The 14,914-nt window shown below is 66.2% G+C and carries 15 protein-coding genes; 9 read left to right on the forward strand and 6 right to left on the reverse strand.

The features are described 5' to 3' along the window. Window positions 1-91: 91 nt before the first annotated feature. Window positions 92-1,561 (reverse strand): amino acid permease, encoded by a 1,470-nt coding sequence (locus NQJ30_RS09850; protein WP_255769741.1) that lies wholly within the window; start codon window positions 1,559-1,561, stop codon window positions 92-94. Between the two features lie 95 nt (window positions 1,562-1,656). Here NQJ30_RS09850 and NQJ30_RS09855 point away from each other — a divergent pair, with 95 nt between their 5' ends. Then, complete coding sequence (locus NQJ30_RS09855; RefSeq protein WP_255769742.1) at window positions 1,657-2,208, forward strand: GNAT family N-acetyltransferase; 552 nt, start codon at window positions 1,657-1,659, stop codon at window positions 2,206-2,208. A 132-nt stretch (window positions 2,209-2,340) separates the two neighbouring features. Continuing rightward, window positions 2,341-2,637 carry a hypothetical protein gene (locus NQJ30_RS09860; RefSeq protein ID WP_255769743.1) on the forward strand — a complete coding sequence of 99 codons (297 nt, stop codon included), beginning with the start codon at window positions 2,341-2,343 and terminating at the stop codon, window positions 2,635-2,637. Between the two features lie 42 nt (window positions 2,638-2,679). On the opposite strand, the gene NQJ30_RS09865 is transcribed toward NQJ30_RS09860, so the two are convergent. Together NQJ30_RS09865 and rraA are read right to left on the reverse strand one after the other, a co-directional pair. Then, on the reverse strand, window positions 2,680-4,341 hold the full coding sequence (locus NQJ30_RS09865) for an MDR family MFS transporter (protein WP_255769744.1): 1,662 nt from the start codon (window positions 4,339-4,341) through the stop codon (window positions 2,680-2,682). A gap of 117 nt (window positions 4,342-4,458) precedes the next feature. Next, window positions 4,459-4,956, reverse strand: a complete 498-nt coding sequence (gene rraA / locus NQJ30_RS09870; RefSeq protein WP_255769745.1) for a ribonuclease E activity regulator RraA — start codon at window positions 4,954-4,956, stop codon at window positions 4,459-4,461. A 132-nt stretch (window positions 4,957-5,088) separates the two neighbouring features. Between rraA and NQJ30_RS09875 the strand changes: the two genes are divergently transcribed. From NQJ30_RS09875 to NQJ30_RS09895, 5 genes are all read left to right on the forward strand, one after another. Beyond that, window positions 5,089-6,411 (forward strand): MFS transporter, encoded by a 1,323-nt coding sequence (locus tag NQJ30_RS09875; protein WP_255769746.1) that lies wholly within the window; start codon window positions 5,089-5,091, stop codon window positions 6,409-6,411. Window positions 6,412-6,514: 103 nt separating this feature from the next. Continuing rightward, window positions 6,515-7,123 (forward strand): TetR/AcrR family transcriptional regulator, encoded by a 609-nt coding sequence (locus NQJ30_RS09880; protein ID WP_255769747.1) that lies wholly within the window; start codon window positions 6,515-6,517, stop codon window positions 7,121-7,123. Between the two features lie 288 nt (window positions 7,124-7,411). Next, on the forward strand, window positions 7,412-8,611 hold the full coding sequence (locus tag NQJ30_RS09885) for an NAD(P)-dependent malic enzyme (protein ID WP_255769748.1): 1,200 nt from the start codon (window positions 7,412-7,414) through the stop codon (window positions 8,609-8,611). A 142-nt stretch (window positions 8,612-8,753) separates the two neighbouring features. Beyond that, window positions 8,754-9,254: a DUF456 domain-containing protein gene (locus NQJ30_RS09890; RefSeq protein ID WP_255769749.1), complete on the forward strand. Its 501-nt coding sequence runs from the start codon at window positions 8,754-8,756 to the stop codon at window positions 9,252-9,254. A 33-nt stretch (window positions 9,255-9,287) separates the two neighbouring features. Then, entirely contained in the window at window positions 9,288-10,253 is a 966-nt protein-coding gene (locus NQJ30_RS09895) for a hypothetical protein (protein WP_255769750.1), read from the forward strand. Between the two features lie 59 nt (window positions 10,254-10,312). Here the strand turns inward: NQJ30_RS09895 and NQJ30_RS09900 are convergent, their stop codons facing one another. Next, entirely contained in the window at window positions 10,313-10,966 is a 654-nt protein-coding gene (locus NQJ30_RS09900) for a LysE family translocator (RefSeq protein WP_255769751.1), read from the reverse strand. 104 nt (window positions 10,967-11,070) lie between these two features. On the opposite strand from NQJ30_RS09900, the gene NQJ30_RS09905 reads away from it, so the two are divergent. Beyond that, window positions 11,071-11,526, forward strand: a complete 456-nt coding sequence (locus NQJ30_RS09905; RefSeq protein ID WP_255769752.1) for an Lrp/AsnC family transcriptional regulator — start codon at window positions 11,071-11,073, stop codon at window positions 11,524-11,526. Between the two features lie 40 nt (window positions 11,527-11,566). On the opposite strand, the gene NQJ30_RS09910 is transcribed toward NQJ30_RS09905, so the two are convergent. Beyond that, window positions 11,567-12,025, reverse strand: a complete 459-nt coding sequence (locus NQJ30_RS09910; RefSeq protein WP_255769813.1) for an Lrp/AsnC family transcriptional regulator — start codon at window positions 12,023-12,025, stop codon at window positions 11,567-11,569. A gap of 427 nt (window positions 12,026-12,452) precedes the next feature. On the opposite strand from NQJ30_RS09910, the gene gluQRS reads away from it, so the two are divergent. Beyond that, window positions 12,453-13,367, forward strand: a complete 915-nt coding sequence (gene gluQRS / locus NQJ30_RS09915) for a tRNA glutamyl-Q(34) synthetase GluQRS (protein ID WP_255769753.1) — start codon at window positions 12,453-12,455, stop codon at window positions 13,365-13,367. On the opposite strand, the gene menE is transcribed toward gluQRS, so the two are convergent. Next, complete coding sequence (menE, locus tag NQJ30_RS09920) at window positions 13,348-14,904, reverse strand: o-succinylbenzoate--CoA ligase (protein ID WP_255769754.1); 1,557 nt, start codon at window positions 14,902-14,904, stop codon at window positions 13,348-13,350. The genes gluQRS and menE overlap by 20 nt on opposite strands. Window positions 14,905-14,914 lie beyond the last annotated feature (10 nt).

The raw sequence follows: 14,914 nt of genomic DNA on the forward strand, positions 1-14,914 counted from the left end.
CAGAAAACCCATGTTAAGTGAGAGAGCGTTGCCCGAAAACCCACATTAAGTGAGAGAGCGTCCCGGGGTAGGGGGTGCGGCGGGGTAGCGGTCAGGCGGACGTGGTGGCGGCGGAGGTTTCGCCGTCGGCCATTGCCTTCCACTCGGCCACACGGGCCTGGTGCAGCGGCGTCCTCCGGACCACGGCATACGCCACGCCCAGGATCGCGAACCACACCGGGGTCACCAGCAGTGCCGTGAGCGTGTCCGGCTGTGTGGTGAGGGCCCACAGCAGGAATGCGAAGAACGCGAAGACCACCCACACCATCGGAATGCCGCCGGGCAGCTTGAAGGCGGAGGACTTGGCCAGTTCCGGCCGGCGCTTCCGGAAGGCCAGGTAGCTGGCCAGGATGATGGACCACACGAACATGAAGCAGACGGCGGAGACGGTGGTGACCATGTCGAACGCCACGCCAACGTCCTTGCCCGCGTACAGCAGGGCCACGCCGGCCAGCAGCAGCACACAGGACAGGAACAGGGCGTTCTGCGGAACCTTGCGGCTTGAGAGGCGGCCGAAGAGCTTGGGGGCGTCGCCGTCCTGGGCGAGGCCGAACACCATGCGGGACGTGGAGTAGATGCCGGAGTTGGCGGAGGACATGGCGGACGTCAGCACCACCAGGTTGACCACCATTGCGGCCATGCCCAGGCCCGCGAGGGAGAACATGCCGATGAACGGGCTGTGGCCGGCCTGGAACTCGGTCCAGGGCGTGACCGACATCAGGATGATGAGGGCGCCCACGTAGAAGAGCATGACGCGCAGGGGAATGGCGTTGATCGCGCGGGGCAGGTTGTGCTCCGGGTTCTTGGTTTCGGCCGCGGCGGTGCCCACGAGTTCAATGCCGACAAACGCGAAGACGGCGATCTGGAAGCCGGCCACGAAGCCCATGAACTCCTTGGGGAAGAATCCGCCATGGCTCCACAGGTTGGTGAAGCTTGCTGTGCCGGCGCTGGACGTGAAGCCGGTGAAGATCATGACCAGGCCCACAACGATCAGCGCCACGATGGCAACAATCTTAATGAGGGCAAACCAGAATTCGGTCTCACCGAACGCTTTGACGGTGGGCAGGTTGAGCAGCAGCAGGATCACGATCGTGGCGATGCCGGGTACCCACAGCTGAATGCCGGGCCACAGCTCGTTGGCGTAGCCGGCAATCGCAATCACGTCGGCGACGCCCGTCACCACCCAGCAGAACCAGTAGGTCCAGCCGGTGAAGAAGCCCGCCCAAGGGCCCAGCAGATCGCCGGCGAAGTCGCTGAAGGACTTGTAGTTTAGGTTGGACAGCAGCAGCTGGCCCATGGCCCGCATCACGAAGAACAGCATGAAGCCGATGATCATGTACACAAAGATCACGGAGGGCCCGGCCACGGAAATGGTCTTGCCGGAACCCATGAACAGCCCGGTGCCAATCGCACCGCCGATGGCCAGGAGCTGGATGTGCCGGTTGCTCAGCGAGCGTGAAAGGTGGGGCTCACTGTCCCGGCTGGAGTCAGTTCTCTGCCCCGTGGTTGTCTGGTCAGACATGTGCAAAATCCTTCGAGTGGTCCGCCGGTAAAGGTGACGGCGGTTACAAAATCAGCTTTACCACCGTACACCGGTCCCTGTGGAATGCTGGTGGCGTGACCTGGAACCCGGATGCGCCCGCCCCTTTTCCGACCGCCGCCGTCGACGGCGGGACCTTCCGTCTCCGCCTCGCCTCACCCGCGGACCTGCCCGCGATTGTTGCCCTCCTGGCCGACGACGCCATGGGCGCCGCCCGTGAGGCGGACGAGGACATGGTGCCGTACGAGCAGGCGTTCGCGGCGATCGAGGCCGACCCCGCGCATCTGCTGGTTGTCGGCGAGCTGGTGCGGCCCGGCGCGGCCGCGCTCGGGACCGGCGAACCTGGCGCGGGGGAAGGTGCCGTGGTAGCCACGTTCCAGCTGAGTTTCCTCCCCGGCATCTCCCGGCGGGGTGCCTGGCGCTCGCAGATTGAGGCCGTCCGCGTGGCGGGGAGCCTCCTCGGCCTGGGCATCGGGAACCTGATGGTGCGGTGGGCAATCGACGAGTCCCGGCGTCGCGGGTGCACGCTAATGCAGCTGACCACGCACAAGTCCCGGGCGGCCGCCCACCGGTTCTACGGGCGGCTGGGCTTTGAGGCGAGCCACGAGGGCATGAAGCTGACGCTCTGACCGGGCCGGCGTCCGTCAAGATGCGGCGCACGCCGCCCCTTGACGGTGGGAACGACCCGGCGTAAACAAGGCACTATCTATCCATTCGCAGGCCGCCATTTCCGGGCGGTTCTGTACGACAAAGGAGTCTTTATGGCGGTCGCAATAGTCATGCAGTTTGAGGGCACCACCCTTGAGCAGTATGACCAGGTCAACAGGCTGATGGGGCTCACTCCGGGCGGACCGGGCCCGGATGGATCCATCTCGCACTGGGCAACGATGACGGAGAACGGTCTGCAGGTCACGGACGTCTGGGAGAGCCGTGAGAAGTTTGATGCCTTTGCCCGGGACAAGATGGGCCCGCTCACGGCGGAGGCCGGTTTTGGCGGCCCGCCGACGATGACTTTCCATGAGGTGCACAACTACTTCACGGCCGGCAACGGCGGCTGAAGACCAACCGCCGTCGTCGTCCTCACTTCCTGAACAGGGAAGTCAGTGCGCTGCCACCGCGGCTGCGTCTGCCCGCGGGGCTGCTTTCGGGTCGGTCAGCTTCTTGTTCGGCAGCGCGAAGCTGATGAGGAAGGCGATACCGGTGAGCACGGCGGCGGTGATCATGACGGCGTCGATCGCGTAGGAGAAGCCCTCGGTGATGGGGCGGGTGAGCGCGCTGCTGGCGGAGTGGAGCCAGCTGGTGTCGTTGAGTGAATCGTTCGAGGCCCCGTTCTGGAAGAACGCATACAGCTTGGCGTTGGCCGGGTCCGCCGCCACGGCCGGATCCTTCAGGACGGCCAGGTAATCCGCGTTGCCCATGGCCGACTTCATGTTGTCCGCGATCCGGCTTGCGGCAACGCTGAACAGCATGGAGATGAACACGGCAGTGCCCACTGCGCCACCCATGGACCGGAAGAACGCTGCTGATGACGTGCCCACGCCCATGTCCTTCGGCGGCACGGAAACCTGCATGGCCAGGGTCAGCGGCTGCATGCAGAAGCCAAGGCCCATGCCGAAGAACACCGCAATCACGCCGGGAACCCAGAGGGCGGTGTCCACACCGAGGGACAGGCCCATGGTCACCGCGGCCACGGTCAGGATGCCCGTGCCCAGGATGGGAAAGATCCGGTACGTGCCCGACGCCGAGATGGTGCGTCCGGCGGTGATGGAACCTGTCAGGATGCCCACGGTGAAGGTGATCATCATGAGCCCGGCCTCGGTGGGTGTCAGTCCCTTGACCAGCTGCAGGTACATCGGGAGCATGGCGATCGCCCCGAACATGCCGATGCCGATGATGAAATTCAGCAGCGAGGACAGCCCGAACGTGGTGTTCCGGAAGAGCCGGAGCGGGATCAGGGCGTAGTCGCCGGCGCGCTTTTCGGCCAGCAGGAACAAGGCAATGCCTGCCACGCCCAGCCCGTAGCAGAGGAAGGAGTTCAGGGAGGTCCAGCCCCAGCTGCGTCCCTGCTCGGCCACCAGCAGCAGCGGCACGATGGCGAGCGTGATGGCCGCCGCGCCCCAGTAATCGATCTTCTGCTTCATGTGCTTGACCGGTAGGTGGAGGAACAGGAACACCACGGTCAGGGCGGCCAGCCCGATGGGGAGGTTGATGAAGAACACCCAGCGCCAGCCGTCAAAGCCCAGGATGTTGGCGGACCCGGCGAACGCGCCGCCCACCACAGGGCCGAGGACCGAGGAAATGCCGAACACCGACATGAAGTAGCCCTGGTATTTGGCCCGGTCCTTCAGGGAGACGATGTCGCCGATTATGGTCAGCGCGAGGGCCAGCAGGCCACCTGCGCCGAGGCCCTGGACGCCGCGGGCGATGGCCAGTTCCGTCATGGAGTGCACCGAGCCGGCGTACAGCGACCCGGCGAGGAAAATCACGATGGCGGTCAGGTACAGCGGCCGGCGTCCGAAAATGTCGCTCAGCTTGCCGTAGAGCGGCGTGCTGACGGTGGAGGTGATCAGGTAGGCCGTGGTGGCCCAGGCCTGGAGGGACAGCCCGTCGAGGTCGTTGGCGATGGTGTAGATCGAGGTGGACACGATGGTCTGGTCAAGGGATGCCAGGAACATGCCCAGCATAAGACCCACCATCACGGTGACAACCTGACGCTGGGTCAGGGTTTCGCCGGCAGCGCGCACAGCGGATGTTTTGGACATGACTTCTCCAGGGAAAGGAAATGGTGATCAAGCTTGATAGTTGCTTTCAGTAACTATGTTACTTCCCTGGTTGTTCCCGGGAACCCAGTTTATCTCGGCAGCCCCTGGTTGCATGGGCTAGCGCTCGACGAGGATGCCGTCCGGATCGCACCAGACGGTGACGCCGGGACGGAACCTCACGCCGTCGATCAACACGTCCACATCCACTTCGCCGGCGCTTGCCTTGGCACTCTTGCGCGGATTGCTGCCCAGCGCCTTCACGCCGAGTTCCAGCCCCGCGATGGCCTCCCGGTCGCGGATGGCGCCGTTGATTACGACGCCGGCCCACCCGTTCGCGACGGCGCTCTTGGCGATCATGTCCCCCATCAGCGCCGTGCCCAGGGAGCCGCCGCCGTCCACCACCAGCACGGCGCCGTTGCCGGGCGTCGCCAGCGTGGACTTCACCAGCCCGTTGTCCTGGAAGCAGCGGATGGTCCGGACCGGGCCGCTGAAATGGGACCGGCCACCGAGGGACAGGAACTGAAGGGACACGGAAGCGAGGTCATCGCCGCGCTCGTCGTAGAGGTCGGCCGTGTTGACGGGGCTGTTCGCAGGGCGGTGGGCAGAAGCGGTCATTGCATCTCCAGGGGTCCGGTGCGTGGCGGTCGGGGAGGCCGCCGCCGCGGGTCCGGGCAGTAAAGCAGGCGGGGCCATGACGCCCACGATAGTCTGATTTGCATCACTGACCGTTCCAGGGGGGAACCTGAAATGAGCCTGTCCGATTCACCGGCGGCACCGGACTCCACTCCGCCGTCGGATGCCGGCTCTGCAGCGCTGCCCGCTGTAGCGTCCGAACGTTCGACGGCGGCGCTCGCCGAGCCGACCACAAAGGTCACTGCGCGCTGGGTGACCGGGCTGGTGCTGGTCAACGTTGGCATCAACGCCGCGTTCTTCGGCCCCATCAACGTCTTTATCGCCATGCAGGCCACTGGCATCGACGAGGCCAACAAGGAAGCCATCGCGTCCCTCGTCCTTGGGTGCGGCGCCGCCGTATCCCTGGTGGCCAACCCGCTGTTCGGCGCTTTGTCCGACCGGACGGTCTCGGGTTTCGGGCGGCGTTCCCCTTGGGTCCTGGCAGGTGCCGTCCTGGCGGTCGCAGCGTTGCTGGCGATGTCCGGTGCTACTGCCGTTGCCCTGATGGTCCTGTTCTGGTGCCTGGTTCAACTGGGTGCCAACGCGGCCTATGCGGCCATCACCGCCGCCATCCCGGACCGGGTGCCGGTGCTGCAGCGCGGCGGAGTGGGGGGACTGGCGGCCCTGGGCCAAACGGCGGGCATCCTCCTGGGCGCAGTCTTCGGGGCGGTCGTGTCGGGAAACTTCCTGGTGGGGTACACCATGTGTGCGGCTGCCCTGCTGTTCTCCGTGCTGCCGTACCTTTTCCACCGGAATGACCCGCCGCTGCCCAGGGAGCTCCGGCCGCCGTTCTCGTGGGGCAGCTTTCTCCGTGGTTTCTGGATCAGCCCGGCACGCCACCCGGACTTCGCCTGGGCGTGGCTCACCCGCTTCCTGGTCAACGTCTGCAACCAGCTGACCATTGTGTACCTGATCTTTTTCCTCACTGACGTCCTCAAGCTTGAGAACCCGGCGCTGGGAGTCCTGATCCTGACCGGCATCTATGCGGCCCTGGTCATGGTTACTGCGGTGATTGCGGGGCCGTGGAGCGACCGTGTAGGCAAGCGCAAGCCTTTTGTGATCGGGTCCTCGGTGCTCATTGCCGTCGCCGGCCTGACCATGGCCCTCTTCCCGGTGTGGCCGGGCGCCCTGATCGGAGCCGGCATCCTCGGCGTGGGGTTCGGCGCGTACCTTGCCGTTGACTTCGCGCTGCTGACGCAGGTGCTGCCGCAGGCCGCCGACCGTGGCAAGGATATGGGGGTCATTAACGTGGCGGCCTCGCTGCCGCAGGTGTTCGCCACCGGCCTCGCGTACCTCGCGGTGACGCAGTTCGGCGGGTACGTCACGCTTTTCACCACTGCGGCCGTCATTGGCCTGCTGGGCGCCGTGTTTGTGGTCAAGATCAGGAGCGTTGCCTGAGGAGCCCATGCCCGGGTGGCGTATAGTTGAGCCGGACTGTAGGGCGGCCTGGGATGGGGATCGACCGGCCGCTGCACCGTAAATTCACTACCCCGGAATGCTGATGCCCGAGACCCTTTCCGACCATCCGCCCATGGCCGCACGGCCCGCCACCCCACGCCAGAGGCTGCGCTACGCCCGCGTCCTCGAATCCGCCGGAGGGTTTGCCCGCAAGGGCCTGGAATCCGTAGACCTCGCGGAAATCTCGGAAAAGTCCGGTGTCCCGCTGGGGACCGTCTACCGGTATTTCCCGTCGCCTACCCACCTCATGCTCTCCCTCTACCGCCAGCAGCTCGATGAGCTCCAGACGAGGGTGCGCACGTCGGCGGCCAGCTTCGGCGGCCGGGCCCTCACCGGCGTGGTCATGGAGATTTTCCACATGCGGGTCATGCAGCCCGCGGTGGAACAGTGCCTGACCCGCGGCGTCTACCTCAAGGGCAGGGACACCACTGAGCTGCTGCAGGAGATTGACGACCTGAGCGAAAAGGCAGTAGCCGTAGCTTCCGACGACGCCGTGGCGGCCCGGGTGCTCCTGCTGACAGTCACTGGTCTGGTCCAGTCCGTCCGCAACCGCCGGCTTTCGCTGTTTGAGGCCGAAGAAGACCTGAAGAAGGCGTGCACCCTGCTGGCTCCGGTGGCGCCGAACGCGCGCGCAGCCCACCGATCGGCGTAACTGGTCTAGACCAATAGGCGAATAAATACGCCTTTATGGCGTGATGTGAATCACAAAAGATGCTGAAAAATCGATTTGGCATGGCGGGATAGCCACTTTGCCCCCGGATTCAGCCGCAGCCGCTGTTTACTATTGCATTACCGGGGTGGCTGGCACCCGCAGCTGCAAGGACTTCACCCCGGACCCGTCACCCTTGGGTCCGCGAAGTCCGAATCCCACCAACTTGAGCCTCCCTGCGCTTGAGCCATTCTGCGCCGTGCCCCACGGCTAGCCCCAGGAGACAACGAAGTGTCCATTGACGCAATCGCACCGACCGACAATTCCGCAGCAACGGCCTTGACCGAAGCTGAAATCTTCGACGCCCACCAGGGCGGCAAGCTCTCGGTCACCAGCACCGTCCCGCTGTCCAACAAGCGTGACCTTTCCATCGCCTACACCCCCGGGGTGGCCGACGTCAGCCGCGCCATCCACACCAACCCGGAGCTCGCCAAGACCCTTACCTGGGCGCAGCGCCTGGTGGTCGTGGTCAGCGACGGCACCGCCGTGCTTGGCCTGGGAAACATTGGCGCCAGCGCGTCACTGCCCGTCATGGAGGGCAAGTCCGCCCTCTTCAAGACGTTCGGCGAACTGGATTCCATCCCCCTGGTCTTGAATACCACCGACGTTGACGAGATCGTGGAAACCCTGGTGCGGCTCCGCCCCAGCTTCGGGGCCGTGAACCTGGAGGACATCTCCGCCCCGCGCTGCTTCGAGCTGGAAGAGAAGCTCATTGAGGCGCTGGACTGCCCGGTCATGCACGATGACCAGCACGGCACCGCAGTGGTGGCACTCGCCGCGCTGACAAACGCCGCCAAGGTCACCGGCCGCGAACTCGGCGGCCTGCGCGTCGTGGTGTCCGGCGCGGGTGCGGCAGGCATCGCCGTCGCCGAAATCCTGCTCGCCGCAGGGATCCAGGATGTTGTCCTGCTCGACTCCAAGGGCGTCATCAACCGCGACCGGGCGGACATCGCCGCCGATGCGTCGAGCAAGAAGTCCGAGATGGCCCAGCGCAGCAACCCCCGCGGCGTCACCGGCGGACCGGGCGAAGCGCTGCTCGGCGCCGACGTGTTCATCGGGGTGTCCTCCTCCAAGCTCGACGAGGCACACCTGAAGCTGATGAACGCCGATTCCATCGTGTTCGCGCTCTCCAACCCGGACCCCGAAGTCCTTCCCGAGGTGGCCGCCAAGTACGCAGCCGTTGTGGCCACCGGCCGCAGCGACTTCCCGAACCAGATCAACAACGTGCTGGCATTCCCCGGCATCTTCCGTGGCGCGCTGGACGCCGGCGCCCGCCGCATCACGCCGGCCATGAAGCTTGCCGCGGCCCGGGCCATCGCGGAACTTGCCGAAGAGGATCTCTCCGTGGACTACATCGTGCCCAGCCCGCTGGACCCGCGCGTGGCCCCGGCGGTGACGGCAGCCGTCGCCGCCGCTGTGGAAGCCGAGTAACCTCCGCCGCCGCACTCTGCCATAACGCCCGACGGCGGTGCCTCCCCTGCGAAGGGAAGGCGCCGCCGTCGGGCGTTTAGGCGCACGGCGGCCCGGGGCTGCGGATCCGGGCGCCTGAACGGGCGGTCCTACACTAGGGCTCATGAACTCCGAAGCAGTTGTGAGCATCCTTTGCGGCGTTGCCATCCTGGTGGGGGTCGCCGGCACCATCATTCCGGTGCTGCCGGGCAGCTTCCTGATCGGGCTCAGCCTGCTGGCATGGGCCATCTGGGGCGGCGCGGGGGTGCTGGGCTGGGTGATCTTCGCGGTGGGCATGGTCTTTGTCGTCGCTGGCATGTCGGCCAGCGCCGTCCTGACCGGGCGGAAGCTCAAGCACCACGGTATTCCCAGCCGGAGCGTGGTGGTGGGCCTGGTGGCGGGCGTGATCGGCATGTTCATTATCCCGGTAGTGGGACTCTTCATCGGCTTCGCCGCCGGCCTGCTGCTCAGCGAGCTGCGGCGGACCCGGCAGCTCCGCACCGCAACCACCACCAGCTGGACCGCCTTGAAGGCCACCGGACTGGGCATGCTTGCGGAGTTCGGGCTGGCCTGCCTGGCGGCCAGTACCTGGGTGATCGGGGTGTGGATCGCGGCCGTGACGTAGGTTCGGGGAAAGGCCGCCACGTAGCATGGAGGGATGAGCACCGGGGAGCCCAGAGGACCGATCTACCGGGACGCCCGGGATTTGACCCCCTTCGGAAACGTGCAATTCCAGACGCCCGTCCGAGAACTCGCAGGCAGTGTGGGCGGGCTGATTCACGGTGTGCTGGGCCGACGCGATCCCGCGCTCCTCGCTGTGGACGGCGAAGTCCCCAGGCTAAGGCTCATGCCGGGCAAGACGGTCAGGGCTGTCCATGAGGCCATTTTCAACAGCAAGGAACCCGAACGGCTCATCGTTGTGGGCCGCACCTACCCTGGCTGGGCCGGGCTCTGTTCCGTCATGGCCGGCCTGCTGGCGTACCAGCACGGCGGGTACCTGCGCGCGTCCGAGCTTCTCCAGCGCGGCCTGTCCATCAGGAATGCCGACGACGCCAACCAGTACGCCGCCACGTATCTGACCCGCGTGGTCACCCGGGTGGAAGTGGCCGAGCGCGTCGAAGTCCCCGTGCTGTTCGGCCAGGAGTCCGTCTTCCTGGCGCTCTCGCACTCGCTGCGGGAAACGGGCCAGCTGGAAGCGGCGCTGCAGACGGTCGCCGGGTTGCCGCCGTCGTTGCCGTCCGCCCTGGCCCGCTGCGCACTGGCGTTCGCGCTGGGGCGGGACAAGGAAGTGGTGATCTGGACCGAGGGGCTGCTGAATTCCGATGACCTGTCCGCCGCACTGCTGCTGCTCCGGGGCCGCGCGCTGCGGCGGTTGGGCGCCCACAGCAAGGCGCAGGAGGCGCTCCAGGAGGTGCTCCGCCGTCGTAAGACAGACCCTGTCATCCGCAACGACGCCCTGACGGACCGTGCCCTGCTGGTACTGGACAACGGCCGCTGGTCCCTCAACCCGCGGGACTGGCTCCGGGGCCGGCCCGCGGAACTGGAAACCTTCGAGGTCATCCGCAAGGACGTGGACGAGCGCCGGCTGTGGGAGCAGGAGTGGGAGAACCTGGACGGGAAATAGGCTTCGGACCGCGCTAACCAACCCGTTCCGGGCTCACTGAATGGTTCGTGGCGCAGCGTTTACGCGTGTTGCATAACCCCGGCAACCAGCGGGACAACCTGTTCGGCGAGGAGCGCCGCCCCGAGGAGGACCATGATGATGCCGCTGGCCAGCGTGACGGCGCGGGCGGCGCCGGGGCGGGACTGCAGGAGTTTGCGGGCCAGCAGGGCCACGCACGTGTAGACGGTTCCGGCCAGGAGCACGAACGTCAGGCCCAGCAGCCCGGACTGGACGGGCAGCGGAAGGGTGGCTTCCGGGCTGACGAACTGCGGCACCAGGGCCACGTAGAAGAGCAGGCCCTTAGGGTTGATGCCGCTGGTTCCCATGCCCTGGAGGAAGGTGCGGAGCTGGTTGGCGGGCTTGGCGACGGCGTCTGCCGCACTGAAGGAGGCCCCGCGCCAGGAGCGGAGGGTGCTGATGCCCAGCCAGAGGAGGTAGGCCGCGCCGGCAACGGTGAGCCAGCCGAGGAGGCCGGGCATCCCGGCCAGGAGGGCCGCCAGGCCCACCACCAGCAGCAGGGTATGCAGGACATAGCCGCCGCACAGTCCGGCGACGGCAGGGACAAAGCTGCGCTGCCGCAGGCCGGCGGTGATGGAGTAGGCCCAGTCCACGCCGGGTGTGCAGGCGAGGGCGGCCGCCACCAGCACGAAGGCGAAAAACAACTGGGGATTCATGGCGGGCTCCTGTCCGATGGCTATGGGACAAATCCTATGAAGTTTGCCGCCATAAGTGCTTACCTTTTTCGCTGCAATTGTTGATGCATTGGTAACATAATTGCGTGATTGACCATATTGACAGAAGCATTTTGCGTTATCTCAAAGAGGATGGCCGAATGACTGCCACGGCGCTCGCGGCCAAGGTGGGTTTGACGGTGGCGCCGTGCCACCGGCGGTTGCGTGACCTGGAGGCCTCGGGGGTGATCCGGGGCTACAAAGCGGACATTGATCCGGCCGCTGTGGGGCTGGGGTTCGAGGCGATTGTGTTTGTCACGTTGCGGCAGGTGGACCGCTCCACGATGGAGATCTTTGAAAACCGCGTGGCGGATACGCCGAACATCGTGGAGGCGCAGCGGCTGTTTGGATCACCGGACTACCTGCTGAAGGTCATCGCCGAGGACCTGCCGGCCTACCAACGGTTCTACGACGCCGAGCTCACGTCACTGCCTGGCGTGGAGCGGCTCACGTCCACCTTGGTAATGAAGAACCTCAAGTCCAACGCCGGCCCTCCGGTCTAACGGCAATGCGGGCTAACGTCGGCGAGAGTGCGGCCCGCGGTCAGCCTTTGAGGAGTCCGGTGGTCCGGTAGGGGATGACTTCGCGCAGGAACATGCTCGTGGATGTGCGGACGATCCCCGGGCAGAGTCGGATTTCCTCCGAAACGCGGTACAGGTCGTCCGGGCTTTTCGCCACCACCCGGATGACCAGGTCCGTGTCGCCGGCCGGGGCGTGGCACTCAAGGACCTCGGGAATCTCCCGCAGGGCGGCGATGGCTTCGTTGAGATGGCTTTGGTCCAGCTCGGCGCTGACGGCCGCCGCCACCCCGCGGCCCAGGGCGGAAGGCAGGACGCGGCTGCTGTTGGGACGGAGCGCGCCCGACGCCGTCATCCGCTCGAGGCGGGACTGTACGGTCCCGCGCGCCAGGCTGAGCCGTTGGGCAAGGACCATGATCGGCACACGCGGATCCTCGTCCAGGGCGCTGAGGATCCGCTTGTCTGTGGCGTCCAATTCCTGCAATCTGATCACTTCCTGCCGGTCCATGCCGCGTGCACTGATCAGTCTGACCAGTGATTCCTGTGCCTATTGTGCCAACTGTAAGGTGTCTGCTCAAATAGTGGCAACAGGCAGGAAGCGGGCTACCGCCCCCTCCCGCCGGCTTACAGGCTCTTCGGCACACCACCCGGAAACTGGACACCGCCTCCCGCAAGGAGGCCGCCGCTGATGACACTTGTTCACACCACGGTCATTCTGCAAACACGCATTCTGCAAACACGACAAGAGCCCCTGAACTCCCGGGCGTCGGATCTTCCGGCGTCATCGGTAGCTGAGGGGCTCTTGTGTTGTGCGCCCGGAAATTGCCGCAACGCGGGGTCACTTCCGGTGCCTCCGGAGCCCGATTTCGGGCATGTAGTGACCCCGCGTTGCGTGTGCGTAGGGTTGATTCATGACTCCAGCCGGGCGATTCGCCCCCAGCCCCTCCGGTGAACTTCACGTTGGCAATCTCCGTACCGCCATTCTTGCCTGGCTGTTCGCCCGTTCCACGGGGCGGGACTTCCTGCTGCGCGTTGAGGACCTGGACCGTGCACGTGCCGGGGCAGAGGCGGAGCAGTTGCGCGACCTGGCTGCGATCGGGGTGACCTGGGACGGCGCCGTCGTCCGCCAGACAGACCGCGGCGCGGTGTACGACGATGCAATCCGCCGCCTCACGGACGCAGGCCTGACGTATGAGTGCTTCTGCACGCGCCGCGAAATCCAGGAGGCGCCGTCTGCTCCGCACGCACCGCAGGGCGCCTATCCGGGAACGTGCCGCAACCTTGGTCCGGCCGAGCTGGACTACAAGCGCTCCACCCGGCCGGCAGCGGTCAGGCTGCGCTCGGAGGTAACGGCGTACACCGTGCAGGACGTGTTGCAGGGTGAGTTCACCGGCGTGGTGGACGACTTTGTCCTGCGCCGCAACGACGGCGTCACCGCGTACAACCTCGCGGTGGTGGTGGATGATGCCGCCCAGGGCATAGATCAGGTGGTGCGCGGCGATGACCTGCTGCCATCCACACCCCGCCAGGCATACCTCGCCTCGCTCCTGGATATTCCAGTTCCGGAATATGCGCATGTGCCGCTGGTGGTAAATTCCGACGGCGCCCGGCTGGCCAAGCGCGACGGTGCCGTTACGCTGGCCGACCTTGCCCGCGGGGGCGTGACCGTCGCCAACGTCCGCGACCACATTCTGCATTCCCTTGGCCTGCCGGCCGGAAACCTGGCGGAGGCGCTGGCTGTCTTCCAGCCGGGTACCCTCCCGCGCGGACCATGGGTGTGGGACGGCATCGGCCCGTCCCACACCGCTACCCCTGGTTTGCCGTGAGCTTTCGAAGGTCGGCCTTGCGGATTTTCCCACTCGCGGTGCGCGGCATCTCGTCCAGGAACACCACGGACTTGGGGATCTTGTAGCGGGCCAGCCGCCCCTCAAGGTGGGCGCGCAGCTGGTCCCCGGTCAGGGAAGCGCCCTCGCGGAGCGTGACGATGGCGCGGGGCACCTCACCCCATTTCTCGTCCTCGACGCCGATCACAGCCACGCTGCCCACCTCGTACAGTTCGGCGATCACGGCCTCCACTTCGGCCGGATAGATGTTCTCACCGCCGGAGATGATCATGTCCTTCAGACGGTCCGAGACGAAGAGGAAGCCCTCACCGTCCCGGTAGCCCATGTCGCCCGAGCGGAACCACTGCTGGTTCGCGTAGCTCTCGGCGGTGGCGTCCGGCCGGTTCCAGTACTGTTTGATGACGTTGGGTCCGGAGATCTGGATTTCACCCACCTGGCCCTCGGCCGCGAGACCGCCCAGCGGATCGGCAATCCGGACGTCGGTGAAGAAGTGCGGCAGGCCGGCTGAACCGGCCTTGTCCCGGGAACGTGCCACCGGCAGCATGGTGACACCGGGCGACGTTTCGGTCATGCCATAGCAGCTGGTGAAACCGATGCCGCGGTCCTCGTACGCATCCAGGACCCGGCGCGGGATCGCCGAACCGCCGCAGGTGAGCTTGTCCAGGGAGCTGAGGTCCGCGGTAGCCCAGTCCGGATGGTCGCACAGCATCTGGAAGGTGGTGGGCACGCCGTTGAGGGTGGTCACCTGATGCTGGGCCACCAGCGCCAGCACCCGGCCCGGCTCGAACTTGGCCTCGAGCACCACTGTGGCGCCCTTGAGGAGCATGGGCAGCAGGCCCATGTCCAAGGAGGCCACGTGGAACAGCGGCGAGATCATGAGCGCTACATCGTTCCGGTTCAGGTCCATGTCCACCACGGTGTTAAAGCAGTTCCACGTGATGTTGCCGTGCGTCAGCAGCGCGCCCTTGGGTCGGCCGGTGGTCCCGGAGGTGTACAGGATCATGGCGCCGTCGTCCAGCGTCACCGCCTCATCCAGCGGCGTTGCGGCCGCCGTCCGGAGCACCTCGTCATAGCGTTCGACGCCGGACGGCAGCTCTGCGGCGGAATCCTGCGCGCCGCCGTCGGACGCCACTGCCAGCCGGACCGCCACCGCGGTCTCCGCCACGGCGGAGGCAGCGACTGTTTCGAGCGCCGCTGCATGGATGAGGATCCGGGACCCCGAGTCCTGCAGCTGGAACTGCATCTCCGGGGCGGCGAGCCGGGTGTTGAGCGCGACGAAGATGGCTCCCAGCAGCCCGCAGGCGAAGAAGGTCTCCACGAAGGACGGGTGGTTGTCGCCGAGGTAGGCCACCCTGTCGCCCTTGCCAACGCCCCTGCCGCGAAGGGCGTTTGCCAGCCGGTCGGTCCGGTCCGCGAGCCCGGCGTACGTCAGGGTGCCCGCCGCGGACACGAGTGCCGCCTTGGGTCCGGATTTTGCGCGCCGGCGCTGCAGCCAGGATCCAACTCCGTTGTTGTCCATGTGTGCGGAA

This window comes from Pseudarthrobacter sulfonivorans (assembly GCF_024391045.1).
In the GTDB taxonomy this organism is placed as follows: Bacteria; Actinomycetota; Actinomycetes; order Actinomycetales; family Micrococcaceae; genus Arthrobacter; species Arthrobacter sulfonivorans_B.

Bases quoted from the DNA above. Each gene is read 5' to 3' on its own strand.
- NQJ30_RS09850 (WP_255769741.1), bottom strand. From the start codon at position 1,561: ATGTCTGACCAGACAACCACGGGGCAGAGAACTGACTCCAGCCGGGAC.
- NQJ30_RS09860 (WP_255769743.1), top strand. From the start codon at position 2,341: ATGGCGGTCGCAATAGTCATGCAGTTTGAGGGCACCACCCTTGAGCAG.
- NQJ30_RS09865 (WP_255769744.1), bottom strand. From the start codon at position 4,341: ATGTCCAAAACATCCGCTGTGCGCGCTGCCGGCGAAACCCTGACCCAG.
- rraA (WP_255769745.1), bottom strand. From the start codon at position 4,956: ATGACCGCTTCTGCCCACCGCCCTGCGAACAGCCCCGTCAACACGGCC.
- NQJ30_RS09875 (WP_255769746.1), top strand. From the start codon at position 5,089: ATGAGCCTGTCCGATTCACCGGCGGCACCGGACTCCACTCCGCCGTCG.
- NQJ30_RS09880 (WP_255769747.1), top strand. From the start codon at position 6,515: ATGCCCGAGACCCTTTCCGACCATCCGCCCATGGCCGCACGGCCCGCC.
- NQJ30_RS09890 (WP_255769749.1), top strand. From the start codon at position 8,754: ATGAACTCCGAAGCAGTTGTGAGCATCCTTTGCGGCGTTGCCATCCTG.
- NQJ30_RS09895 (WP_255769750.1), top strand. From the start codon at position 9,288: ATGAGCACCGGGGAGCCCAGAGGACCGATCTACCGGGACGCCCGGGAT.
- NQJ30_RS09900 (WP_255769751.1), bottom strand. From the start codon at position 10,966: ATGAATCCCCAGTTGTTTTTCGCCTTCGTGCTGGTGGCGGCCGCCCTC.
- gluQRS (WP_255769753.1), top strand. From the start codon at position 12,453: ATGACTCCAGCCGGGCGATTCGCCCCCAGCCCCTCCGGTGAACTTCAC.
- menE (WP_255769754.1), bottom strand. From the start codon at position 14,904: ATGGACAACAACGGAGTTGGATCCTGGCTGCAGCGCCGGCGCGCAAAA.